19 protein-coding genes are annotated in these 22,795 nt (G+C 63.7%); 8 read left to right on the forward strand and 11 right to left on the reverse strand.

Annotation, left to right across the window (positions count from 1 at the left end; genetic code table 11):
• Position 1 precedes the first annotated feature (1 nt).
• The 3 genes from pgaB to pgaD are packed head-to-tail and all read left to right on the forward strand — an operon-like array spanning position 2 to position 3,624.
• Positions 2-1,900 carry a poly-beta-1,6-N-acetyl-D-glucosamine N-deacetylase PgaB gene (gene pgaB / locus ISN75_RS19370; protein WP_343817657.1) on the forward strand — a complete coding sequence of 633 codons (1,899 nt, stop codon included), beginning with the start codon at positions 2-4 and terminating at the stop codon, positions 1,898-1,900.
• A gap of 6 nt (positions 1,901-1,906) precedes the next feature.
• Entirely contained in the window at positions 1,907-3,154 is a 1,248-nt protein-coding gene (gene pgaC / locus ISN75_RS19375; RefSeq protein WP_343817659.1) for a poly-beta-1,6-N-acetyl-D-glucosamine synthase, read from the forward strand.
• Positions 3,151-3,624 (forward strand): poly-beta-1,6-N-acetyl-D-glucosamine biosynthesis protein PgaD, encoded by a 474-nt coding sequence (gene pgaD, locus ISN75_RS19380; RefSeq protein ID WP_343817661.1) that lies wholly within the window; start codon positions 3,151-3,153, stop codon positions 3,622-3,624. Before pgaC ends, pgaD begins: the two co-directional genes overlap by 4 nt.
• Before the next feature lie 4 nt (positions 3,625-3,628).
• Here pgaD and ISN75_RS19385 read toward each other — a convergent pair whose 3' ends face one another.
• Positions 3,629-4,756 (reverse strand): MBL fold metallo-hydrolase, encoded by a 1,128-nt coding sequence (locus ISN75_RS19385; RefSeq protein WP_343817663.1) that lies wholly within the window; start codon positions 4,754-4,756, stop codon positions 3,629-3,631.
• A 99-nt stretch (positions 4,757-4,855) separates the two neighbouring features.
• On the opposite strand from ISN75_RS19385, the gene ISN75_RS19390 reads away from it, so the two are divergent.
• On the forward strand, positions 4,856-5,470 hold the full coding sequence (locus ISN75_RS19390) for a TetR/AcrR family transcriptional regulator (protein ID WP_343817665.1): 615 nt from the start codon (positions 4,856-4,858) through the stop codon (positions 5,468-5,470).
• 39 nt (positions 5,471-5,509) lie between these two features.
• Here the strand turns inward: ISN75_RS19390 and ISN75_RS19395 are convergent, their stop codons facing one another.
• From ISN75_RS19395 to ISN75_RS19430, 8 genes are all read right to left on the reverse strand, one after another.
• Positions 5,510-5,737, reverse strand: coding sequence for a hypothetical protein (locus tag ISN75_RS19395; protein WP_343817667.1), 228 nt, complete (start codon positions 5,735-5,737; stop codon positions 5,510-5,512).
• 504 nt (positions 5,738-6,241) lie between these two features.
• Entirely contained in the window at positions 6,242-6,742 is a 501-nt protein-coding gene (locus ISN75_RS19400) for a hypothetical protein (protein ID WP_343817669.1), read from the reverse strand.
• Between the two features lie 130 nt (positions 6,743-6,872).
• Positions 6,873-7,178, reverse strand: coding sequence for a DUF6959 family protein (locus ISN75_RS19405; RefSeq protein ID WP_423385095.1), 306 nt, complete (start codon positions 7,176-7,178; stop codon positions 6,873-6,875).
• A gap of 740 nt (positions 7,179-7,918) precedes the next feature.
• Positions 7,919-10,417, reverse strand: a complete 2,499-nt coding sequence (locus ISN75_RS19410) for an RHS repeat-associated core domain-containing protein (RefSeq protein WP_343817671.1) — start codon at positions 10,415-10,417, stop codon at positions 7,919-7,921.
• Entirely contained in the window at positions 10,414-12,396 is a 1,983-nt protein-coding gene (locus ISN75_RS19415) for a hypothetical protein (protein ID WP_343817672.1), read from the reverse strand. Before ISN75_RS19415 ends, ISN75_RS19410 begins: the two co-directional genes overlap by 4 nt.
• 62 nt (positions 12,397-12,458) lie before the next feature.
• Complete coding sequence (locus ISN75_RS19420; RefSeq protein WP_343817674.1) at positions 12,459-12,833, reverse strand: hypothetical protein; 375 nt, start codon at positions 12,831-12,833, stop codon at positions 12,459-12,461.
• A 95-nt stretch (positions 12,834-12,928) separates the two neighbouring features.
• Positions 12,929-13,927 carry an alpha/beta hydrolase gene (locus ISN75_RS19425; RefSeq protein ID WP_343817676.1) on the reverse strand — a complete coding sequence of 333 codons (999 nt, stop codon included), beginning with the start codon at positions 13,925-13,927 and terminating at the stop codon, positions 12,929-12,931.
• Positions 13,928-14,000: 73 nt separating this feature from the next.
• Positions 14,001-15,485 (reverse strand): serine hydrolase, encoded by a 1,485-nt coding sequence (locus ISN75_RS19430; RefSeq protein WP_343817678.1) that lies wholly within the window; start codon positions 15,483-15,485, stop codon positions 14,001-14,003.
• A gap of 142 nt (positions 15,486-15,627) precedes the next feature.
• Between ISN75_RS19430 and ISN75_RS19435 the strand changes: the two genes are divergently transcribed.
• Positions 15,628-15,804 (forward strand): hypothetical protein, encoded by a 177-nt coding sequence (locus tag ISN75_RS19435; protein ID WP_167253724.1) that lies wholly within the window; start codon positions 15,628-15,630, stop codon positions 15,802-15,804.
• Between the two features lie 13 nt (positions 15,805-15,817).
• Here ISN75_RS19435 and ISN75_RS19440 read toward each other — a convergent pair whose 3' ends face one another.
• Complete coding sequence (locus tag ISN75_RS19440; RefSeq protein WP_343817681.1) at positions 15,818-16,117, reverse strand: hypothetical protein; 300 nt, start codon at positions 16,115-16,117, stop codon at positions 15,818-15,820.
• 577 nt (positions 16,118-16,694) lie between these two features.
• Here ISN75_RS19440 and ISN75_RS19445 point away from each other — a divergent pair.
• Positions 16,695-19,331, forward strand: coding sequence for a TonB-dependent receptor (locus ISN75_RS19445; RefSeq protein ID WP_343817683.1), 2,637 nt, complete (start codon positions 16,695-16,697; stop codon positions 19,329-19,331).
• Between the two features lie 97 nt (positions 19,332-19,428).
• On the opposite strand, the gene ISN75_RS19450 is transcribed toward ISN75_RS19445, so the two are convergent.
• The gene (locus ISN75_RS19450; protein WP_343817685.1) at positions 19,429-20,331 is read right to left on the reverse strand and encodes a LysR family transcriptional regulator; all 903 of its coding nucleotides are present in this window, start codon (positions 20,329-20,331) and stop codon (positions 19,429-19,431) included.
• 99 nt (positions 20,332-20,430) lie between these two features.
• Here ISN75_RS19450 and ISN75_RS19455 point away from each other — a divergent pair, with 99 nt between their 5' ends.
• Both ISN75_RS19455 and ISN75_RS19460 read left to right on the forward strand, forming a co-directional pair.
• Positions 20,431-21,291 carry an aldo/keto reductase family oxidoreductase gene (locus ISN75_RS19455; protein ID WP_343817687.1) on the forward strand — a complete coding sequence of 287 codons (861 nt, stop codon included), beginning with the start codon at positions 20,431-20,433 and terminating at the stop codon, positions 21,289-21,291.
• Between the two features lie 87 nt (positions 21,292-21,378).
• Positions 21,379-22,791: an FUSC family protein gene (locus tag ISN75_RS19460; protein WP_343817689.1), complete on the forward strand. Its 1,413-nt coding sequence runs from the start codon at positions 21,379-21,381 to the stop codon at positions 22,789-22,791.
• Positions 22,792-22,795: the final 4 nt, after the last annotated feature.

A 22,795-nucleotide genomic window follows, 5' to 3' on the forward strand; every position in this document is an offset into this window, starting at 1 on the left:
CATGCCGCGCTGGCGCCACGCCCTGCTTCTGCTGCTCGCCCTGGCCGCACCTGCGGCCGGCGCTGTGGACCGCCTTGCCGCGGTGTCCGGCCCCGTGCCCGCGCGCGCGCCGTTGCCGCCGCTCATCGTCTTGAACTACCACGACGTGCGCGACGATATCCGCGACGCCGGCCGCCGCGACAGCACCGCGATCAGCACCGACCACTTGATCGCCCACTTCGAATGGCTGCGCGCCAACGGTTTCCGCATGGTGAGCCTGGACGACGTGATCGCCGCGCGCCGCGGCGAACGCGCGCTGCCGCCGAAGGCCGTGCTGCTCACCTTCGACGACGGCCTGATCAGCTTCTACACCCGCGTTTTCCCGCTGCTGCGCGCCTATGGCTACCCCGCGCTGTTTGCCGTGGAGAACTCCTGGATGGATCTGCCGGAAGGCAAGCGCTTCGACTACAACGGCGAGAGCTGCGGGCGCGAATGCTTCGTCAGCTGGACGCAGGTGCGGGAAATGCGCGCCTCCGGCCTGGTGGAAATCGCCTCGCATACCGACGACCTGCACCAGGGCGTGCTCGCCAATCCGCAGGGCAACCTGATGCCGGCGGCGATCAGCCTGGCCTACGACCCGAAGAGCGGCTACGAAAGCCCCGAGGCTTACCGCGCACGCATCCGCGCCGACCTGGCGCACAGCGCCGACGAGATCGCCCAGCACACCGGCCGGCGCCCGCGGGCCATCGTGTGGCCGTATGGCGCATACAACCGCATCGCGCAGGGCGAAGCGGCCGCGCTGGGCATGGATGTCTCGCTCAGCCTGGACGATGAGCCGGTGCAGCTGGCGGAAGGGCTCAATATCCCGCGCCTGCTGATCTCCGACGACACTGGCGTGCAGGGCCTGGCTGCGCTGATCTACCGCCAGCGTGCGATCGATGCGCAGCGCGTGGTGCAGGTGGACCTGGACTACGTCTACGACGCCGATCCCGCGCAGCAGGAAAAGAACCTCTCCGCCCTGCTCGACCGTATCCGCCGGCTCAAGCCTTCCCAGGTGTGGCTGCAGGCGTACGCCGATCCGGATGGCGATGGCGTGGCCGACGCCGTGTACTTCCCCAACCGCCACCTGCCCATGCGCGCCGACCTGTTCGCCCGCGTGGCCTGGCAGCTGCGTACGCGCTGCGAGGTGGAGGTGTATGCATGGATGCCGGTGCTGGCGTTCCGTTTTCCGCAGGCGAAAGACTTGCCGGCGCTGGGCCGCGGCAAGGATGGCGATCACTATCGCCTGGCGCCGTGGGATCCGCGCGTGCGCGCATTGATCGGCGACGTCTACGAAGACCTCGCCATGCACGGCGGCATGACCGGCCTGCTGTTCTCCGACGACGCCTACCTGCGCGACACCGATGCGCTCGGCCCGCTCGCATCGGACACGCCGGCGCAGCGCACGCAATACCTGATCGGCTTCACCCGCGAACTGGCCGACCGCGCGCGGCAATGGCGCGCGCAGCTGAAGACCGCGCGCAATCTCTACGCGCGCCCCGTGCTGCAACCGACCTCCGAAGCCTGGTTCGCGCAAAGCCTGGCCGCCTTCAACGCCGCCTACGACTACACCGCGCTGATGGCCATGCCGCAGCTCGACCAGGAGCCGGCCACCGACGCCTGGTTCAAGCGCCTGGCCGCCGCCGTCGCCGCGCAGCCGCGCGGCATGGACCGCACCGTATTCGAGCTGGCCACCGCCGACTGGCGCACCGGCGGCAAGCCGGTGCCTGCCGACGTGCTGGGTGCGCGGCTGCGCCTGCTGCAGGCGCAGGGCGCGCGCCACCTCGGCTACTACCCGGACGACTTCGTCGCCGGCCGGCCCGCGCTGGAAGCGATCCGACCGTATATCTCCGCCGCCGAACATCCCTACCGGGAACCGTGAGGCCGCATGCGCGAGATCATGGACGTCCTGCTGGACTACGCCTTCTACTACCCGCTGCTGATGTCCTTCGTGTGGATGAGCGGCGGGCTGATCTATTACCTGCGCTGGGAACGCGGCGAACCGCTGCGCGTGGAACCGCCCGCGCTGCCGCACGCACCCTTCGTCACCCTGATCGTGCCCTGCCATAACGAAGGCGAACAGGTGCGCGAGACCATCGCCCACCTCGATGCGCAGCGTTATCCGCACTTCGAGATCATCGCGGTCAACGACGGCTCCACCGACGACACCGGCGCCCAGCTCGACGAACTGCAGAAGCAGTATCCGCGGCTGCGGGTGATCCATTTCGCCAGCAACCAGGGCAAGGCGATGGGCCTGCGCATGGCGGCGATGGCGGCACGCGGCGATTTCCTGGTCTGCGTGGATGGCGATGCACTGCTGGACGACTACGCCACGCACTGGCTGGTCAGCCATATGGTGAGCAGCCCGCGGGTGGGCGCGGTCACCGGCAATCCGCGCATCCGCAACCGCTCCACCTTGCTGGGCAAGCTGCAGGTGGGCGAGTTCTCTTCGATCATCGGGCTGATCAAGCGCGCGCAGCGCGTGTATGGCCGCGTGTTCACCGTGTCCGGCGTGATCGCCTGTTTCCGCCGCAGCGCGCTGCACGACGTCGGCTACTGGAACACCGACATGGTGACCGAGGACATCGACATCAGCTGGCGCCTGCAGATGCGCCACTGGGACATCCGCTACGAGCCGAATGCGCTGTGCTGGATCCTGATGCCGGAAACCCTGCGCGGCCTTTGGAAGCAGCGCCTGCGCTGGGCGCAGGGCGGCGTGGAAGTGACCCTGCGCTACCTGCCGGAACTGCTGCGCTGGCGCCGCCGCCGCATGTGGCCGGTGGCGCTGGAATACCTGCTGAGCCTGGTGTGGGCCTACGTGATGCTGGCCATCGTGACGCTGTGGCTGCTGGGCAAGTTCGCCGCGCTGCCGCCGGCCCTGCATATCGCCAGCCTGCTGCCGCAATGGCATGGCGTGGTGCTGGGCATTGTGTGCCTGCTGCAGTTCGGCATCAGCACGCTGATCGACCGCCGCTACGAAACACGCGTGGGCCGCAATTACTACTGGATGATCTGGTATCCGCTGACCTACTGGCTGCTGAGCACCGCCACCACTGTGGCGGCCCTGCCGAAGGCGCTGCTCAAGCGCAAGGGCACGCGCGCGGTATGGGTCAGCCCCGACCGAGGCATACGATGAAAGCCGAAGCGATCGTGATCCACCGCCCCGAGCGCCAGCACCCCGCGCGCCGCCTGCTGTTCACCACCGCCACGCTGATGGCATGGATGGCTTGGATCTCGCTGTGGCTGCCGCTGGCGACCATGCTGGCGTGGGCGCTGGGCGTGCGCCTGGGCTACGTCGAGATGGTGGTGCGCGAGCACGGCCACGGCGGGCAGGACCTGGCCAGGCTGCTGTTGCTGGCGGCGCTGTGCGCAGTGGTGATGCTGGCCTGGTCATCCTACAACTACCTGCGCTTCGCCCATGTCGACCGCCGCCGGCGCAGCCGCGCGGTGGACCGGCGCGCCATGGCCGGAGTGCTTGGCGTGCAGCAGGAAACGGCCAGGTGGATGCAGCGCGCGCCGCGGATGGTGCTGGAGTTTCCCGACGGCGGCGATGTGTTCCATCGCGAAGACGACGACGCACTGAACGAGCGCGCCGTCGCCTGCTGAACGCTCAGCGTGCGTCGTGGCCCGCCGCGGACAGCAGCGGCGCGGGACGCTTGGCGGGCGCTTCGAACAAACGCCACCAGCGTTCGCCCGCGTGCGGTGCGGCCAGGTCCAGGCGCTCGCCCATGCGCGGGGTGGACAAGGCAACGCCGCGTTCGGCGGCCAGCGCCGTCACCTGCTCGAACGGGTCCTGCCAGCGGTGCATGGCCAGGTCGAAGGTGCCGTTGTGGATCGGCATCATCCAGCGGCCGCGCAGGTCCTGGTGCGCCTGCACCGAGTCGGCCGGCTGCATGTGCACGTAGGGCCATTGCGCGTCGTAGGCGCCGGTTTCGATAAAGGTGACGTCGAACGGGCCGAGGCGCTCGCCGATCGCCTTGAAGCCGTCGAAATAGCCGGTGTCGCCGCTGAAGAACACGCGCAGGTCGCCGTCGATGACGGCCCACGAGGCCCATAGCGTCTTGTCGCCGTCGAACAGGCCGCGGCCGGAGAAATGCTGGGCCGGCGTGGCGACGAAGCGCATTCCGTCCACTTCGGTTTCCTGCCACCAGTCGAGCTGGCGGACCTTGCCCGCATCCACGCCCCAGGACACAAGGCGGTCGCCCACGCCGAGCGGGGTGAGGAACACCTCGGCGCGGTCGGCGAGGAATTCGATGGTGCCGCGGTCGAGATGGTCGTAATGATCGTGCGAGAGCACCACGCCGCGCAGCGGCGGCAGGTCCTGCAACGCGATCGGCGGCGCGTGGAAACGCTTCGGGCCCATCCACGAGAACGGCGAGGCGCGTTCGGCGAACACCGGATCGGTGATCCAGAAACCGCCGCGCAGTTTCAGCAGCAGGGTGGAATGGCCCAGGCGATACAGGCTGCGGTCCGGCGCGGCTTCCAGCTGCGCGCGGGTGAGGCGCTGCACCGGCAGCGGCACGTCCGGCACCGCGTCCTTGGGCTTGTACAGCATCATGTTCCAGATGATCCGCAGCATCTTGCCCAGGCCTTCCGGCGGGCGCGGACGCGGGTTGCGGAAACGGTCGCCGCCGCGCTGCGGCGAGGCCTCGTAGCCGCCCAGCGCGGCACGCGCGCGGCGGCTGGCCAGCGTGGCCAGGATGATGGCGAGGGCGAGCAGGCCCAGCACGATCTTCATAGGGATTTCCCGGGTTCAGGGGGACGGGAGAGGAAACTACACCGAGCAGTGTAATTTCTCCGCGAGGCAAATGTAAACCCATCAGTGTAAAATCCGGGCATGCCGACCCCGACACGCCCCACCCGCCTCACCGACCTCAAGCGCGCCGCTATCCTGGAGGCCGCCATCGACGAGTTCCGCTCCGCCGGCTACGAAGCCACCAGCATGGACCGCATCGCCGCCCGCGCCGAAGTCTCCAAGCGCACGGTCTACAACCACTTTCCCAGCAAGGAAGTGCTGTTCATCGAGATCATGCACCAGCTGTGGGAGGCGAGCCGGGAGGGCGAAGAGCTGGTCTACCGCCCCGACCTCCCGCTACGCGACCAGCTGCTGGAACTGGTGGGCCACAAGATGCGCCTGCTGCACGGCGAGGCGTTCGTCTCGCTGGCGCGCGTGGCGATTGCTGCGGCGATTCATTCGCCGGAGCGGGCGCAGGCGATGGTGGTGAGGATGAATGAGCGCGAGGAAGGGCTGACGGTGTGGTTGCGCGCCGCCGCCAAGGACGGGCGCCTGAAGATCAGCGACCCGGATTTCGCCGCGCACCAATTGCAAGGCATGGTGAAGACCTTCGCCTTCTGGCCGCAGATCACCCTGGGCCAGCCACCGCTAAAGCCGAAGGAGCGCAAGCGCGTGGCCGAATCCGCGGTGGATATGTTCCTTGCGTGGTATGCGTAAGGGTGCGGGCGGGAGCCACTTCTCGCCCGATCACGAGCATTACCTGCGGCGCAGCCCCTCTGGCTCAAGAGATGGATGCTCGAGGTAAATGGGCTTCAGCACTTCAAGATAAGCCTCCCCCATCACTTTCGCCGCAGCCAGCCGGTAGGTTCTGAATTCCTCGTCGGAGCAGCACTCCTGCACGTCGAAGATGCTGTCGTTGATCTGCTGGGAGATGGCGATCATGAGGTCGCTGATCTGTTTGGCCATGTCGAAGTTCTTGATCACGTCTATCTCCCTGGACGAATCAGTCGAGATCGCCAGCTTCTCGACATTCAACGTTAGCGTCTTCGCGGTGATCTGCGTAAAGCGGAATACCGTTACGCTCGTTTAGCTTTGATCATACTCTCGACTTCAGCGACCAATTCCTCAGGCCCCGTGATCGAAAGGCCAACATAGGTCTCTGCTTCAACGAGCAATGACTGACCTCGCACTTGTACCGACATGCTTTCTACTTGCTGGGATCCGCCAGCTCCCCACCTTACCGGACCAAAGGTCGCTCCGAGCTCACTCAGAACAGTCTTAAGATCAGTTCGAAGTGAATCATCGAACTCGCGCCCCAATACTGCCGTGCTCGACATAGCTTCATCCCTAATTAGCAACCGCGATCCTTTCGGCCGGAGTAAGGTCCGGAACCAGTTAGGGCTTCCGCTAGAAATGGCCTGTACTTAACTACCACCGGCCCCTTATTCGAAGGTCAAAGAGCCGTTAGTGCCCGACCGGCTTGTCGCATTAGTGGCTCCGGACTGACCTTGCAACATTAATCTTTTTGGCCAAAAGCTCAAGCCCTTCCAAAAAGACTTTCCGCACCACCTCCATATCCTCTTTAGATAATGCGACACCATGAACACCGACCATTAAAGCGGCCTCACTCTGAGAGAACAGCCGACGATAAACCTCCACACTAGATTCGAAAAAAATCGCTCCATCGCTATCAAATGTATAGTAGAGATCGATCAACAAATTCCAAGCATCTAGAGCAAAATTGTTCTTGAGAATGACATTCTTGTCGAATTCACCAAAAACAGGATTAAAATCAAAAAAAGTTTCAACCTCCATCTGAGCATCGGGAAAGGATTTCACCACCTCCCGGGCCAGCTCCTCCTTGCTGTCACCCGAAAAAATTAAGAGCCCATTACTCGTTAGAAAAAAACTATGCCCCTCCTCTGGAGATACCCAGCCAAGCCAAATTGCCTCATCCTTAAACGCAATCTCGACAGGAAATACTTCCATCTCTGCACCCTCAGATCGTGTGCCGAAATAGGAACCTGAATCAACCTACGGGCATACGGGTTAGGTTGACTTATGAAATATGAAAATCTACCTGGGTTACCGCTTATCCCGGATTGGCTACGTTCTCGAGCTACATTCCAGCGATCGACTCGTACCAGCGGAGCAGGCCTCGAAGCGAATCAGCCAGTTCCGCGGCCTCCTCCTTAAGTTCATCCCCCCCGCCCTCGCAGAGCTCTACCACTCGCTCCGCAGACTCGGCCAAATTCCTAAGCGAGTCACCCTGCAACAGGAGCCCAGGAAATTTCCTACTAGGGAGACGAAGGACGGCGTTATTCCCTTGATCTGTAAAAATTTCTACTTCAATTTTATTCATTGCTGCGACCTCGGAACAAACTCTATATAAGGGGCCCAGGATTAACCTGACCTTTGAAGACATCCAAATTTGGTCTAGTCCCTTCACTCAAATTGCCGGTGCCAGGCAGTGACTTAGACACACTGTTGCGAGTTGGAGCATTTGCATCAATCACATAGTCCCAATCCGAGTTGGGGCCTGCAGTTCCATTCGCTCGACTCCCCACGACATTAATTGGCTTTCCAATGCGATCGGCAGCATTCTGAATGCGACGAGCTTGGTTAGGGGTAAGAAAATTTGGAGATCCTCCATTGCCACCTCCTGGTGCTCTGCATCCCTCTAAGCTAGTTTCTTTGCTTCGCAAAATCTCTAGGAGACGATCAACATCCTGTCGGGTATAGCGAGGTGATCCATTCGATACGATCGGATCCGTAAACGCAGTATAAATGGGACGAGAGTAGTTAAATTGCCTCAAGCAGTCATCCTAAAAACCTAAGGATTGAGCTTAGCCCGGCTATAGCGCATTTAACACCACCCACTCTCTTATTGGCTCGGATCTTTGGAATAAATTTATAACCTGGGAAACCAAACCCCTCTATTTGACGGGGCCGCCATGTTCGGAATCACGTGCCCTTGATCAAGGGTATTGATATCGACATCCGGAATCACCTCAAGAACATCCCTTGAACCAAATACAGAAAAAACTCTTTCATGCAACAAGCTTTCGGCATCCTCCATATCGTAGGCAGTTATGCCACAGCCGATATTTAGCACGGACGGCGCATTGCCGATTGAAAATCTGAACCAGTATCGGTGCAGCATAATTAACCTCCAGGCGATGCATATGGTGGAGCGAACGGCTCAAAACGAATTGACGGACCAATACTTGGATTTGCCGACCCTGGGATTATGCCTGTACCCGAGTCAATCGAAGGCAGGCCTCCTCCGAGCCCATCGTAATAGGGCAAGCTCCCTGGAGGAGCGATATAATCAATATCACTCCGAGTACCAGGACCTTTTCCTACCGGAAGCTTACTTCCCACCCCTCGTCTAGTACCCTTTGCTGCAGAACCCACTATCTCCAACGGCCGACCAGCCTTGTTCACAATTCTTTGTATTTGGGCCACCTCTGCATTAGTCAGATCGCCAAGTCCGGACGCAGCACCAGCTCCTCGACAGATACCGTTCGAAGCTGCGGAGATACCGCCGGCAATCTTACCTGCCGCCATAAATTCGAAAGGCGTAACCACCGTTTGTATGGAATCATCACCCGGCGGATTCTTCTGATCGATATTTACCCCAAACAACAAGTACGCCAAAGCAACATCGTTAGCGTGCGCCCGTGCAGCCCAGTCGACGCTGTCATTATTGACCGTACCGGCAACCTGCCGTCCATCCGGATCGAAATACCGCAAAGGATTATTAAGATCGATTGCGTACGTCGACATACCTCCAGCCAGACCACTGGGATCGCTCGCACTGTAACGGCCACATTCAGCGCAGTAATACCGGGCTCCATTACTCACCAAACCACTTTCTGTATCGTAATATTGCCCTGGGAACCGTAGGTTTAAGATGACTCCAGCGACTGAAGGAGCCTTTTCGCCAAACGGATTCAGGTTATAGCCCCACTGCCAAACCGCAGCACCCGAGCTATTGGTAATTGCACGTGGTGTGCCCAGCGCATCAGCATGCACGTAACTCACAGTGCTGGTGACGCCATTGGTATCCACCATAGCCACTGGCAAGTTGTCGAGCCAGACGTAGGTGCGGCTCGTCGTACCGTACTCACCCGCAAGCTGGCTATCTTCGTCGTAGGCGAAGCGCTGATTGGTCGCGGCCACTTTGGCCACACGCTCCCCCATGGCGTTATAGACGTAGTTCGCAACGGTCAGGCCATTGCGCTGCACCACCGTCATGCGATTGCGATCGTTGTAGCCGTAGCCAAACGTGTCACCACCCGTCCCATTACCCGTGGTGTTGCCGTTGGCGTCGTATGTGCGCGCGCTGCTTCCGATGCTCGTCAGCCTGTGCGTACCCGCCTGATAACCATAGGTTCCCGTTGCCAGACCGTTGCTTGCTTTGCTTAGACGATCGCCCGTCTTGTTATAGGTATACGTCTCCATGGCCTGCCCCTGGGCATCCTTAAGTCCCAGCAAGCGATAAAGCGGATCGTAGTTGTAAGTCTCGATCGCCGGATTGGCCCCGGACGCATTACCCAGCGCCGTGATGTTGCCCATCGCATCGCGCGCGAAGTGCAGATTCAGTGCCGGGCTGACGACATCCGTTACGGCGTAGTTAGCGTCATAGCTACGCGTGATCGTCTGGCCATTACCCAACGTATAGCTGGCAATAGGACCGAACGGCAGGTAGCTGACATTGGTTACCACGTTGCCGACACTGCCCGCACCCGGCAGCTGTGCGGTGACCACATTGATGCGCCCCAAGCCATCGCGGCCGTACTGGATGAATGTTCCGTCAGGCGTGCGAGTGCTGGCGAGGCGATCGGCCAGCGTATAGGCGTAGCTGACCGTATCGACATTGGTGCCTTGGGTCTGGCGCTTCTGCACCACATTGCCGCGGAGGTCATAGCAGTAGACCGTGGTGACCGCAGTCTCGACCATGCTGGTCAAACGGCCGGCCGGATGGGAACCCGTACAACCGGTGACGCTGTCAGCCTCGTCATAGTGATAGCTGACGTTGGCCGAACTGGTCGGATAGGTCGTCGCCGTAATGCGATTCAGCGCATCGTAGGTGCTATGGCTGACCACGCCCCTTGCATCCGTGGCCTGGATGCGATTTCCCGCGGCGTCGTAAACGTAGGTCGACGTACCGGTGTCCGGACTGTGCAGACCGGTGGCGTTGCCCAGCCCGTCGTAGTCGTACGTCGTATTCAGGCTATCCGGATCGCTCACGCCCTGCAGCTCGTCGCGCGGGCCATAGGCGAACACGCTCTGGGTGTTTTGCGTGGCGGTGTCGGTGCCGTTGTAGTTGTCGATCGTGCTGACCAGGCGGTTCAGCGCGTCGTAGCCTTGCTTGCGCTGGATGCCCAGCGCATCGGCGCTACGCACGAGGTTGCCGTTGCCGTCGTAGCTGTCGCTGAAGCTCGCGTCGAAGACCGTGCGATTGAGGCCATCCTTGATGCCGGTCAGCTGCCCCAGCGTGTTGTAGCTGCGGGCCAGCGAGCGGCGCAGGGTGTTGCTGGCGTCGAAGGTTTCTTCCTTGGTCTTGTTGCCGGCGGCGTCCAGCGTGTAGTGAATGCGGTTGCCCAGGGCATCGGTGATATCGGTGAGGCGATGGGCGGCGTCATAGGTGTAGGTCACCTGCACGCCATCCGGGTCCTTGATCGAGGCGACGGCACCGTAAGGCGTGTAGCCGATCTGCGTGACGGCATCGTTCGGCGAGGTACTGCCGTCCGCGTTCGCGCGGACGGTGCGAGTCGACAGCCAGCCGCGCGGCGTACGCCCTCAACGCGCTGCTGGAGCAGGCCTTGTGCGTTGAAAACGTAGCTGGTGGTGACATCATTCCAATCCTTGGCCGTCTTCAGAAAGCCATTGGCGTCATAGGTCATGCTTTGCCCCATGCATTCCTTGCATGCGGGCCCGCTGACCGACATCAACCGCCGGCCACCGGCAATACTCTGGTAGTTATAAGTGCGCTGGGCGCCGAGATTGTCGGTTACCGTGGTTACGTCGCCGCTGTAACTCAGGGTGCTCGTGTCCACATTGCCATTGAGCGCACTGCCGGTCGCCATGCCGGTGGTGCTGTCGTAGGTCCAGGTGGCGTAGGTGGAGTTGGCTTCATCCACCCAGGCAGTCAAAGCTTGAGGGAAACCCGTGGCCTCATACTTGTAGCCGACCGACTTTCCATCCGCATAGGTCACGGAAGACAGGCGGCCGATGCTGTCGTACGCGTAATGCACAGTCGTCTGATCGGGCAAGGTGAGCTGATCGAGCAGCCCGGCGGTGGAGTAGCTGAAGCTCAGCACTCGCCCGTAGCTGTCGGTCACGGAGCTGACCTGGCCCATATCCGACTTGGGTCCAAACGTCGTCGCAACCGTTCTTGTGTAGCCGTCACGCCGGACGATCTGCAGCAGATTGCCGTTCACGTCGTAACTTTCGACATCGCCATTTTCGGCGGTCAGCGTGAATCCGGCGCTAGTCGCCGCGAGAGAAATGGCGCTCTGGCCAGTTGATGAGCAGGTACCGTTGTAGCAGACGAAGTGGTAATAGCGGCCATCGGGACGGAAGACGGAGAAAGCAATCGCCGCGTCCCCCATGGGCTTCGAGTACGCCAGGGCGCCAAGGGTGTTGAGCACCGAAACCACCGCTCCATTGGAGAGCTGACACTTGCCACTCCCTGCGTATGTCGCGGTAACCCCCGCAAAGTTGGGGTTGGGCGCACTTCCGCCAATGCCTTGGACGATATCGCTCACGCCTTGGACGCAGGCCTCTTCGGCCGAGCCATAGACCGAAGAAGTCGATGAAGCGCGGAACGTCGCCTTAGGCAGAGACGACTTCAGACTTCTGTTTAAAGGGTAAATGTGTCTGGACGCATACTCGTTCTGCCAGCCATATCTGCCAAGATCGGGAGCCAGTGGATTGCTGTTGTAGTAGCGGGTGTAGGTCAACCCGCCATCGCCGCCCACGAAGTCAACGGCCGACTCCGACATGTTCCCGGAGCCCATCTCAATGGGATATTTCGTCTCCGCTCGCCCCTGCTCGCATTGGCACTGCCCTTTATCGGCTTCACTACCTGCCAAAGTGAGGTAATAACCTTCTCGACAGAACCATTCGCCTGACGGCTTGTAGTAAGACCAGACGGAGTTGTTGTCGCAGGTATAGACCTCATACGTAGCCACCGTATAGAGGCTGGCATGACCGGAAGAATCGGCACAACTTGTTTCGCCGATCATGTAGCGCGTGTACTGATGAACACCATGCGTCGCATTTTCAGGTAGTTCCCTCCACCCGATAGGCACGCAGGTCGGAACGCCATACGGCCAACCCGACGCCAGATACGGCTGCCAGAACGCACGGGCATCAGCCTCAGACCACATCAGCTGGTTATAGCTGCTGGCCTGCGTACCCAACTTCCACGTATTCCAGTTCTGCGCGTTAGCAACCGACATCAATCCGAATACGCAACAGAACACCGCGAGCAGCCAACGCTTCATACCCAGTTCCTTCGAGCAAGCAAAACTTTTACCCACAAAAAAACCGAGGCTGCACCGCAACCCCGGCCCTATATCGAAATCTTCCACGACGGCCCCGCCGTCGAACGTGATCAAACCCTCATCCATGATTTTCTCCCTCTAGGGGCAGTCCTAAAACAACAGCAACTCCAAAAAAATCTTCCCTTTTCTCAACGACTAGCCCCCAACAACCCCACCTTATACCCCGCCTCCCGCAACCGATTCGTGGCCTTGGCATTAAGCACCAGCAACGTAATCAACCCCACCAGCGGTACGAACATCAGGATCACCAGGATCACCTTCGTCCCCGTGCCATAACCCAGCCCGCTGCTGATGCGCAGGATGCCCATCAGCGACAGCACCAGCGAAGCGATGGCCAGCAGGCCGGCGATGGTTTCCCCGGCGCCGCGCACCAGGATGATCGCCAGGTAGACCAGGATCGCGTAGATCACCAGCTTCTGGCCGCTGGCGACCTGCTCGATGCCCGGATCGTTGCGCAGCGTGTCGCCTACCGGCGCCTTGGGCGCCTCGTACGGATTGCTCATATTGTCCCCCTGTGGTGGCTGGTCGCCGGATCAGCGCCCTCCCTGTCCCCCAGGGCGCGCGCCGTATCGTGCCGCAAACGGAGGCGCGGCGGGAGTTACCGGGTCGCGGCGGGTTCCTGCGGCGGCGTCAGCATGGCCTGCAGGCCGCGGGTGATCAGCGTGGGGAAGACGGTGAGGTGGTCCTCGTCGCCGATCACCACCGAGCGGATATGCAGGCCGGGGTAATGCCGCGACTTCAGCACGCGCTCGAAGGCCTGCGCATTGCGCACCATGTCCACGGTGTTGTGATAGCGCTTGTCGGGGGAGCCTGAATCCACGGTTTCGAAACCGCCCAGGGCCATGAACACATCCGCCGGCAAGTCTTTATGGCTGGCCGCATAGGCGCGTTCGCGCTCGAACATCACCTTGCCGTCGAACTGCAGCGACGGACTGCCCAGGATGTAGTGCTCGAACATGCCCGGCTCGGTCAGCAGCATGTGCACGCCGAGCAGGCCGCCATAGGAATGGCCGGCATAGATCTTGTCGTGCATGTCGGCGCGGTAATGGCTGGCGACGAAGGGAAACACTTCTTCGGCGATAAAGCGCCGGTAGTTTTCCGCCTCGCCGTACAGCGGCGCGCGGCCGGGCATGTCGGACTCGGCGCTGGACGGGCCCTTCGCCGTGGGCGTGTAGTCGCGGTTGCGGCTGTACTTCGGCGTGTCGCCCTTGGCGTAGGAAAGGCCGATCAGGATGAAGTCGCGCAGGCCGTTGCCGTGGTCGCCGACGCGCCGGGCGATGCTGCGGATCAGCGGAAACGCGTAGGGCGCGTCGGTGACGAAGACCACCGGATAGATGCGCTCGGGATGTTCGGCGTAGCCATCAGGCAGGTAGACGTCGAGCTGGTAATCGCGCCCAAGGATCTTCGACGGCAGGTCGCGCACCTCGGTGCCTTCCAGCGCATATGCCGGCGGCGTGGCGGGTGCGGCGGCAACTGGCGGCGCCGTGGCCGCGGGCGCCGGTGCGGCTGTATGGGTCGAAGCAGAAGGCGCGGCGCCATTCGAGCAGGCCGCGAGGAGAACGAGTGCCGCCATCATGGCGGCCGAACGAAACATCATGGGAATCCCTGGCGAGAGCGGCAGCGGAGAGCGGCGGCCATCGAAACACAAGCGCCGCTCCCTGCCAATGCCATCATGGCTTCGCCGGCGCCAGCTCCGCCAACCGCGTCTTGGCGTGTTCGTTGTCCGGGTTGCGCTCCAGCGACAAGCGGTAATTGGCGATGGCGTGTTCGCGCTCGCCCAATGCCTCCTGGCATTCGGCCAGGCTGTCGTAGGGATTGAAGCTCTGTGGATGCTGCGCCACGTTATAGGCGAACACCTGCACCGCATCCTTGGGCCGTTTTTCCTGTTGCAGCAGCCGGTAGCCCCAGCCGTTGAGGTAGTTCTCGCTCAGGTGCAGGCCCGGATAGGTGCGCGCCACCTCGGCCACCGTACCGGCCACATCGCCATAGCCGTGCTCCGCGAATGCCTTCTCCAGCGCCGCCTCCGCGGCCGGCTTGCCGAACACCTGGTCGCGGATATGGTTGGCCGCCACCTGCAGCTGGCCCTGCGTATTGTTGGCGCTGCGGTTGGCCAGCAGCACCACGCCGTAGCCGGTGCCGGGATAGACCTCCATGAAGCTGGCGAAGCCGAAGGTGCCGCCGGAATGCACGAAATGGCGCTGGCCCTCGATCGTGGTGTCGATGATCCAGTTGAAGCCGATCGCGAACTCGCCCGGGTCGCCCCATTGCGGCTGGTGCGTGAGCTTCACCGCCGGATCGCTTTCGTCGAGCTGCCGCGCCACGTACTTCGCCATGTCGCGCGAGCTGTAGCGGAGGCCACCCGCAGCGCGCGTCACCGGCGCATCCCACACCGGCGACACGCGGCCTTCATTGGTGTAGCCCACGGCCATCTGCGCGGCGCGCGCCTTGTCGGTGCCGCTGGCCATGCCGAGCGGGCGCTCGATGCGCTCGGCGAGCAGGGTTTCGAACGGCTTGCCGAGCAGCTTCGCATCGATCAGGCCCACCACTTGCGCCGCGACGTTCGAATGCGCCGGCGTCTTGCCGGGTTCGCGCTGCAGCTTCGCGCCGTGCAGATCGGCGAGGAACTGCGGCGGTGTGTAGCGATTGAGTCCTGCCACGAGCACGAACGGAGCCTCGCCCGGCTTGGCCTGCCTGGCCGCAAGCGCCAGCGACTCCGGCAGGTTGTCCGGCAGCGCCGAAGTGGTCGACACCAGCTGCTGCAAGGTTACCGGCCGCCCTTCGTAGGCCAGGCCGGGATAGTCGCCGGACGGCAGGTAGCGGCGCATGTCGTCGCCCAGCTGCGCCTTGTGTTCCAGCACGGCCTGCGCCAGCAGCAGGCTGCCGAAGGTCTTGGTGATGGAGCCGATCTCGTAGACGGTGTCGGCGGTGGGTGCGCGTGCCTTGCCGCGCTCGACGGTGCCGAAGTCGTAGAACGAGGCCTTGCCGTCCTTCACCACCGCGATGGACAGGCCTTCGGCATTGCCGGCCTCGATAAAGGCCTTGCCCTCCTTGCGGGCCGCCTCGTCGAGGCGCTCCTGGGCGATCTGCGCGGCCTGCGCGCCGGCGGCCCAGAGGGCGGCCGCGGCGATGCAGGCGGCGAGCGTGGTCCTTGCCATGGTGGTTCCCCTTAGGATGCGCGGGCGGCCCACGCGTCCGCCGGACTCTAGTGGCGTCTTCGCCGGCCGGGCTACGTGACTTCCGCCATCCCCGCCCCCATCATCCGGATTCCCGTCCGGATCCGCCCACGCGGCTACGCCCATGACTCACAAGACTCCCGCCGAAACGCACGTCGTCCCAGACCCCGCCGAGAGCGCCGACCATCCCGGCATGCATCGCCCGGGGCATACGGTGCTGGATACGGTGGAGACCAGCGAGCTGGATGAACTGCAGCGGGAAGATGCGTTGCGGCATTCGATTCTGCGTACGCCGCGGTAAGCGCGGCGGCCAGTCAGCTCAAGCTGTACCAGTTCTCCGTAAGAAACGAGCTGGCTGACATGAAGAGCAGCATCGTGCCGGCACTCGCCACGCCGATACCGAACAATGCCCAGAGGCCGGCCTTCCTGGCGCCGCCGTCATCGCTCGCCGCGCCAGCCACCACCCAGAGCACGACCAAGGCCGCGAGCACCCATCGCGCCAAGGCCAGAAATGGCCCATCCCATGCGGTGTAATAGGCGTTCGCTACGGTGGCGACGATGACGCCAAGCATCAGGCGCGCCGCAATGCCGGAGCCTCCGTTGTCGCTCATCATGATTCCTCCCGGTCGTCGCGACATGATTTGATCTTCAGATGGGATTCTCAATAGGGCGTGGTTTCCTGCCCCCACGCTCTGATCTCGGCAAGGGCCATCGACGCCGGCGCGACAACGTCGTCATGCCTTCCGCAGCCATCCGGACAAAACTCCCCGGCACAGCTTTAAGAACGAGTCATGTGTGCACTGCAAAACGCGCACATCGGCGCCCTGCTTGAATCGATTCAAATTAGACGCTCCAAATTTTTGCGATGCGCCATAAAGACTCAGGCACTCAATAGCTTAGATGTTGACCACCGTCGTTTAGATCGTGGCAAAAATTCGTTGACAACGTTATCGGGCACGCCTAAGACTGCGCGGCACGCCTCCGTGGAAAGGGAGTGGTTCGACGGAGCGGCCGCGGGACGGTATCGACAGTCGGGGGGACTGACGTACCGGCCACAAGAAGCGCGGCGCAGGAACTGAGCAATCGGCGGACAGACGCACACGAGCCTGGAGCTCGTGCGGTTTCGTTCGCCCCACGAAAACGAACGGGTGCCCGACACCCGGCACAAACCCCCGATCGGAGGCATCGACCATGGATTACCGCAGAAGCACGCTCGCCGTCAGCATCCTGTCCGCCCTGCTGTGCGCCGGCACGGCGATGGCGCAGGACGCGGGCACGGCTCCCGCCCGGAGCAACGACCCGAACAAGCCGCAAACCCAGCCGCAAACCCAGCCGGGCCAGGCCAAGCAGCTGGAGACCGTCACTGTCAGCGGCATCCGCGCCAGCCTGCAGAAGTCGCTGGACCTGAAGCGCAATTCCGATTCGATCATCGACGCGATCTCCGCCGAGGACGTGGGCAAGTTCCCCGACACCAATGTGGCCGAGTCGCTGTCGCACCTGCCCGGCATCAGCGTGGACCGCAACTTCGGCGAGGGCGACAAGGTCAGCATCCTCGGCACCGATCCGGCACTGAACCGCCTGCTGCTCAACGGCCAGACCGTGGCCTCCACCAACTGGACCAGCGACCCGAACCATCCGGACGGCCGCTCGTTCAACTACAGCCTGCTCACCTCGGAAATCATCGGCACCGCCGAGGTGTACAAGACGCCGCAGGCGCGCATCGACGAAGGCAGCATCGGCGGCACGGTCATCGTCAACACGCGCCGCCCGCTGGACCTGAAGGCCAATACGCTCACCGGCACGGTCAGCTACGGCTATAACGACCGCGCTGACAAGGGCAAGCCGAACGCCTCGGTGCTGTACAGCTGGAAGAACGACGAAGGCACCTTCGGCGTGCTCGGCTCGCTGATGCATTCGGACCGCATCATCCATCGCGAAGGCACCGAGATCTTCGGCTACCAGCGCGCCAACGACCCGAACGATACCGATCCGAATCACCAGTTCCCGGCCAGCGTGGTGCCGCCGGGCAGCAGCTTCACCTACCCCACCGCGATCAACACCGCGCTGTTCACCCAGCACCGCAAGCGCGACGGCGTGGCCACCGGCATCCAGTGGAAGCCGAACCAGTCGTTCGAGCTGAACCTCACCGGCCTGTACGTCACCGAGAAGTTCGACAACTACAACCAGAGCCGCTACGGCGACTGGTCCGGCAGCGCACCTGCTGCCACCTCGGTCAACGTCGCCAACGGCGTGGCCACCGGCGGCTCGTACGGCGCCAGCGCGCCCACCTACCTGGACGGCTACGAGCGCTTCTCCAAGGTCAACACCGGTGCGCTGCAGCTGCGCGCCGACTGGCACGGCGAAGGCTGGAATGCGTCCAGCCAGATCGGCTACACCAATTCCTCGGGCGGCTCGCAGGGCATCTACAGCCTGCAGTTCCGCGGCTACGGCGGCTATAACTGGAACCTGGCCGGCGAGCATCCGCAGATCAACTACAACACCGACCCCACCGACGCCAGCCAGATGCTCGCCCACGGCGCCGGCTTCAGCCGCGCGCCCAGCTATGACCGCGAGCGCTATTTCCAGGCCGATTTCAGCCACGACGTGGCGCTGGGGCCGTTCAATACGGTGGAGCTGGGCGTCAAGAGCAGCAACCACTTCAACGGCCAGACCAACTACGCCGCCAGCATTCCCACGCTCGACAACAGCGGCGTCACGCTCGCCAACCTGCAGGGCGGCATGACCGGCAGCAATTATCTCGACGGCCTGAGCCCCGCCGGCAATATGGCGCGCTGGGTGCAGATCGATAAGGGCGGCCTGAAGAACTACGTCAATTCGCTGTTCACCGGCGCGCCGATGGACCCGAAGGCGACCTATGCGATCACCGAGCAGAATCGCGCCTTCTATATCCAGGGCGATTTCGGCGGCACCGATTGGCGCGGCAATGTCGGCGCGCGCTACATCCACACGCGCAACGGCATCACCGGCTACAACGTGATCGCCAACAACCAGTACGAGCCGGTCGACCAGAAGAACCGCTACAACGAGTGGCTGCCCTCGTTCAACATCGCCTACGACGTGCGCGACGACCTTACCCTGCGCTTCGCCGCCGCCAAGACCCTGGCCCGCCCGCGCTACCAGGACATGACCCCGTACGTGGCGCTGGACGACCGCACCCACACGGGCTCCTCCGGCAACGTCGACCTCAAGCCGTACAAGTCCACCAACTACGACGCCACCGCCGAGTGGTACTTCGCGGAGAACAGCCTGCTGTCGGCCGAGTTCTTCTTCCGCCGCATCAGCGACTACGTGCTGTACGACACCGTGGCGCGCACCTACTACGACCTGACCGCGCAGCAGAACGCCGTGTACCAGATGGTGACGCCGGTGAACGCGGGCGTGGCCAAGGTCAAGGGCGTGTCGCTCACGTATCAGGCCAGCTTCGGCTACGGCTTCGGCCTGGCGGCGAACTACACCTACTCGGACGATGACACCAGCAACAACTTCCCGCTGCCGTACAACTCCAAGAACTCCTTCACGCTCACGCCGTACTACGAGCAGGGTCCGTGGAGCGCACGCGTCACCTTCAGCCGCCGCTCGCCGTACTTCACGCAGATCGGCGTGCTGGAATCGCAGCAGATCACCGGCCGCTTCCGCCAGCTGGATGCCTCGGTGTCGTACCAGCTCAACGATCACGTGCGGCTACAGCTGGATGGCACCAACCTGCTGGACGAAACGTACTTCGTCTACAACGGCACGCCGAGCCAGCCCTACAACGCGTACAAGAACGGCCGCACGTACACCTTGAGCATGAACTTCAAGCTGTAACACCGAGGCCCGGCGCAGGTTGGGGTGAGCGCGAAGCGAACCCCAACAAACGTCGCCGCGTGTGGCCACGTTGGGGTTCGCTTGCGCTCACCCCAACCTACGCCGGGGCCGCGGCCTTCACGTAATCGACGAAAGCGCGCAGCGGCGCCGGCAGATGGCGCCGCCCGGGGTAATACAGGAACGGCCCGGAGAACGCCTGCCACCAGTCTTCGAGGATCGGCTCCAGCGCGCCGCGCTCCAGATATGGCCGCAGCATCTCCTCGTACAGATGGATGACACCCAGCCCCGCCACCGCGGCATGAATCTTCAGGTCTATCGCCCCGCCGAGACTCACCACCAGCGGACCGGACGGGTCGACGCGCACCACTTCGCCCTCGCGTTCGAATTCCCATAGCGGCATCGCACCGCTGGCGAAGCGTCCACGCAGGCAGGCATGGGCGAGCAGGTCGCGCGGATGCTTAGGCCTGCCGCGGGCATCCAGATAGGCCGGCGCCGCGGCCGTGGCGAAGCGCTCCACGCGCGGCCCCAGCGGCACCGCGATCATGTCCTGCTCCAGCCGCTCGTCGTAGCGGACACCGGCATCGCAGCCGGCGGACAGCACGTCGACGAAACTGTCCTCGACCACCACGTCCACGCGGATCTCGGGATACTCGCGCATGAAGCCGGCCACCAGCGGCGGCAGCACGGTGCGCGCGACGCCCGCCGGCACGTTGAGCCGCAGCGTGCCGCTCGGCTTGTCGCGGAAGACGTTGAGCACGTCCAGCGCCGCTTCCATTTCGCTGAGCGCCGGCGCCAGCCGCTCGATCAGGCGCTGGCCGGCCTCGGTCGGCGCCACGCTGCGCGTGGTGCGATGGAGCAGGCGCACGCCCAGCTTGGTTTCCAGGCGCCGCACCGCGGTGCTCAGGCCGGAAGCCGACAGCTCGCCCGTACGCGCCGCGTCGCGGAAGCCGCCGGCCCGCACCACCGACACGAACGCCATGAGATCGTTGATCTCGGCCATTGTTCAGTCCTTCGCACAGCCCGTGCACATGGAACCGGATTATCCGCCAGGCCGGCTTTCCTCATAGTGCCCACCGCACCCACTGATGAGGCAACCGCCATGTCCCCGCTCGCTTATTCCTTCGCCGGCCGCAGCATCAATCGCATGGGCTACGGCGCCATGCAGCTCGCCGGCCCCGGCGTGTTCGGCCCGCCCAAGGACCGCGCCGCCGCCGTCGCCGTGCTGCGCGAAGCCGTGGCCGTCGGCGTCGACCATATCGACACCAGCGACTTCTACGGCCCGCACGTCACCAACCAGATCATCCGCGAGGCCCTGTATCCGTATCCGGAGCGCCTGCTGCTGGTCACCAAGGTCGGCGCGGTCCGCGGCGCCGATGCGTCGTGGCTGCCGGCGCAGGAGCCGGATGACCTCGAACGCGCCGTGCACGACAACCTGCGCAACCTCGGTCTCGACAGGCTGGACGTGGTCAATATGCGCATCCTCGGCGCTACCCATGCGCCGAGCGAAGGTTCGATCGCACGACAGGTCACCGCGCTGGCCGGGCTGCAGCGCCAGGGCCTGATACGGCATATCGGCCTGAGCAACGTCACCGCGGCGCAGGTGGCGGAAGCGCGCGGCATCGCGCCGATCGTCTGCGTGCAGAACCACTACAACCTGGTACATCGCCAGGACGACGCGCTGGTCGACGAACTCGCACGGGAAGGCATTGCCTACGTGCCGTTCTTCCCGCTCGGCGGCTTCAGCCCGATCCAGTCGGGCGAGCTTTCGCGCATCGCCGCCGCGCTCAATGCCACGCCGATGCAGGTGGCGCTGGCGTGGCTGCTGCATCGCTCGCCGAATATCCTGCTGATTCCGGGCACCTCGTCGGTCAAGCACCTGCATGAAAACCTGCAGGCCGCGCAGCTTGCGCTGTCCGCGTCGACGATGGCCGAACTGGATGCGCTAGCCCAGCCGGCTTGACCGGCGACAGGGACGGCGATGCCCAACGGCATGCGCCGTCCTTCGGCACAGCGATTAGGATGGCGCACCGCCCAACCGCCGATGCCCATGTCACGCTCCGTTTTCGCAAGAACACGCGACCGCATCCCGAGCCCGTCCGCGCTTGGGCGAGCGCTGGCCGAAGCCACGGCCACCTTGCTGGCGGCCCTCGCCACCATGCTGTGCGCGCTGGCCATCGCACCCGGGGCCGGCGCGGCCACGCTCGCCGTGGTGCTGTGCATTTCGCTGTCACGCAGCCAGCTTGACCGCGACCTGCGCGGACGGCTGGAAGCCGCGGTGGTGCTGCCGGTGGTTGGCATCGCCGCCTTGGGCGTGGGGCTGCTGTTGCGGCACCTGCCATGGGTGGGCGCGGCGGTGTTCGTGGCCGGCATGTTCGTATCGATCTGGCTGCGCCGCTTCGGCCCGATGGCGCGCCGCGCCGGCAGCCTGATCGCCTTACCCTTCGTGGTGCTGCTGACGGTGCCGCATCTAGGGCCGGCCGCGGCGAGCGGCGTGTTGCCGGTATGGCTGGTGCCGATCGTGGTGGCGCTGCTGGCGCTGTTCTGGGTGACGGTTTTTCATCTGCTGGTGCGCTGGCTGCGCATACGTCCGCCAGTCGACACCGAAGACGCGCCGGCCGCCGAACCCGCCGCGCCGGACAAGCCCGGGCTCGCCGCCAGCACGCGCATGGCGATTCAGATGGGTGTCGCCCTGACGGTTGCGTTCGTGGTCGGCTTTCTTTTTTTCCACGAGCGCTGGGGCTGGATCGTGCTCACCGCGTTCATCGTCAACAGCGGCAATCGCGGACGGCTCGACGTGGTCTACAAGAGCGGCATGCGCGTGCTGGGCGCCGCGGCCGGCACGGCGATCGCGCTGGGCCTGGGCCAGCATGTGGGCATCGACCATCGCAGCAGCGCTATCCTGATCCTTGCCGCGCTGTTCCTTGGCGTGTGGCTGCGCCCGTTCGGCTACGCGTGGTGGGCCTTGTTCGTCACCGTGGCGCTGGCGCTGCTGCAAGGTTTCGGCGACAGCGAACCGGTGGGCCTGCTGTGGCTGCGCATGGAGGAGATCGTGCTGGGCGCGATCATCGGCATCGCCGCCGCCTGGTTCGTGCTGCCCGTGCGCTCCACCGACGTGCTGCGGCGCCGGCTCGCCGACGCCTTGGCGGCCTTGAGCGACGCGCTGGATCCGGCCACGGAACAGCGCAGCGCAACGCGCTTCAATACCGCGCTCGACCGCGTGGAAGAAGTGGCCCCTCCCTTCCGCGCCGCGCGCCTGCTGCTGCGCCGGCGCACCCTGCACCCGGCCGATTGGGCCGACACCTTGCTCGATTGCGGCGAACCGGCGCGGGCTCTTATCGACCAAGGCGCCACGCCCGGCCGGATACGCCAGGCGGTCGGCGCGGCGCGGCGGTCGCTGCGCGAGCCCGAGACCTTGCTGCCTTCATTGCTCGCGCTTCGCAGTAACTTACGCGGCGACTGAAAGC

Origin of the sequence: Dyella marensis (genome assembly GCF_049532885.1) — a bacterium.
GTDB lineage: Bacteria > Pseudomonadota > Gammaproteobacteria > Xanthomonadales > Rhodanobacteraceae > Dyella_D > Dyella_D marensis.

Bases quoted from the DNA above. Each gene is read 5' to 3' on its own strand.
- ISN75_RS19400 (WP_343817669.1), bottom strand. From the start codon at position 6,742: ATGGAAGTATTTCCTGTCGAGATTGCGTTTAAGGATGAGGCAATTTGG.
- ISN75_RS19425 (WP_343817676.1), bottom strand. From the start codon at position 13,927: ATGATGTTTCGTTCGGCCGCCATGATGGCGGCACTCGTTCTCCTCGCG.
- ISN75_RS19455 (WP_343817687.1), top strand. From the start codon at position 20,431: ATGTCCCCGCTCGCTTATTCCTTCGCCGGCCGCAGCATCAATCGCATG.
- ISN75_RS19430 (WP_343817678.1), bottom strand. From the start codon at position 15,485: ATGGCAAGGACCACGCTCGCCGCCTGCATCGCCGCGGCCGCCCTCTGG.
- ISN75_RS19420 (WP_343817674.1), bottom strand. From the start codon at position 12,833: ATGAGCAATCCGTACGAGGCGCCCAAGGCGCCGGTAGGCGACACGCTG.
- pgaD (WP_343817661.1), top strand. From the start codon at position 3,151: ATGAAAGCCGAAGCGATCGTGATCCACCGCCCCGAGCGCCAGCACCCC.
- ISN75_RS19445 (WP_343817683.1), top strand. From the start codon at position 16,695: ATGGATTACCGCAGAAGCACGCTCGCCGTCAGCATCCTGTCCGCCCTG.
- ISN75_RS19460 (WP_343817689.1), top strand. From the start codon at position 21,379: ATGTCACGCTCCGTTTTCGCAAGAACACGCGACCGCATCCCGAGCCCG.
- pgaC (WP_343817659.1), top strand. From the start codon at position 1,907: ATGCGCGAGATCATGGACGTCCTGCTGGACTACGCCTTCTACTACCCG.
- ISN75_RS19390 (WP_343817665.1), top strand. From the start codon at position 4,856: ATGCCGACCCCGACACGCCCCACCCGCCTCACCGACCTCAAGCGCGCC.
- ISN75_RS19385 (WP_343817663.1), bottom strand. From the start codon at position 4,756: ATGAAGATCGTGCTGGGCCTGCTCGCCCTCGCCATCATCCTGGCCACG.
- pgaB (WP_343817657.1), top strand. From the start codon at position 2: ATGCCGCGCTGGCGCCACGCCCTGCTTCTGCTGCTCGCCCTGGCCGCA.
- ISN75_RS19450 (WP_343817685.1), bottom strand. From the start codon at position 20,331: ATGGCCGAGATCAACGATCTCATGGCGTTCGTGTCGGTGGTGCGGGCC.
- ISN75_RS19440 (WP_343817681.1), bottom strand. From the start codon at position 16,117: ATGATGAGCGACAACGGAGGCTCCGGCATTGCGGCGCGCCTGATGCTT.
- ISN75_RS19415 (WP_343817672.1), bottom strand. From the start codon at position 12,396: ATGGATGAGGGTTTGATCACGTTCGACGGCGGGGCCGTCGTGGAAGAT.
- ISN75_RS19435 (WP_167253724.1), top strand. From the start codon at position 15,628: ATGACTCACAAGACTCCCGCCGAAACGCACGTCGTCCCAGACCCCGCC.
- ISN75_RS19405 (WP_423385095.1), bottom strand. From the start codon at position 7,178: ATGTCTTCAAAGGTCAGGTTAATCCTGGGCCCCTTATATAGAGTTTGT.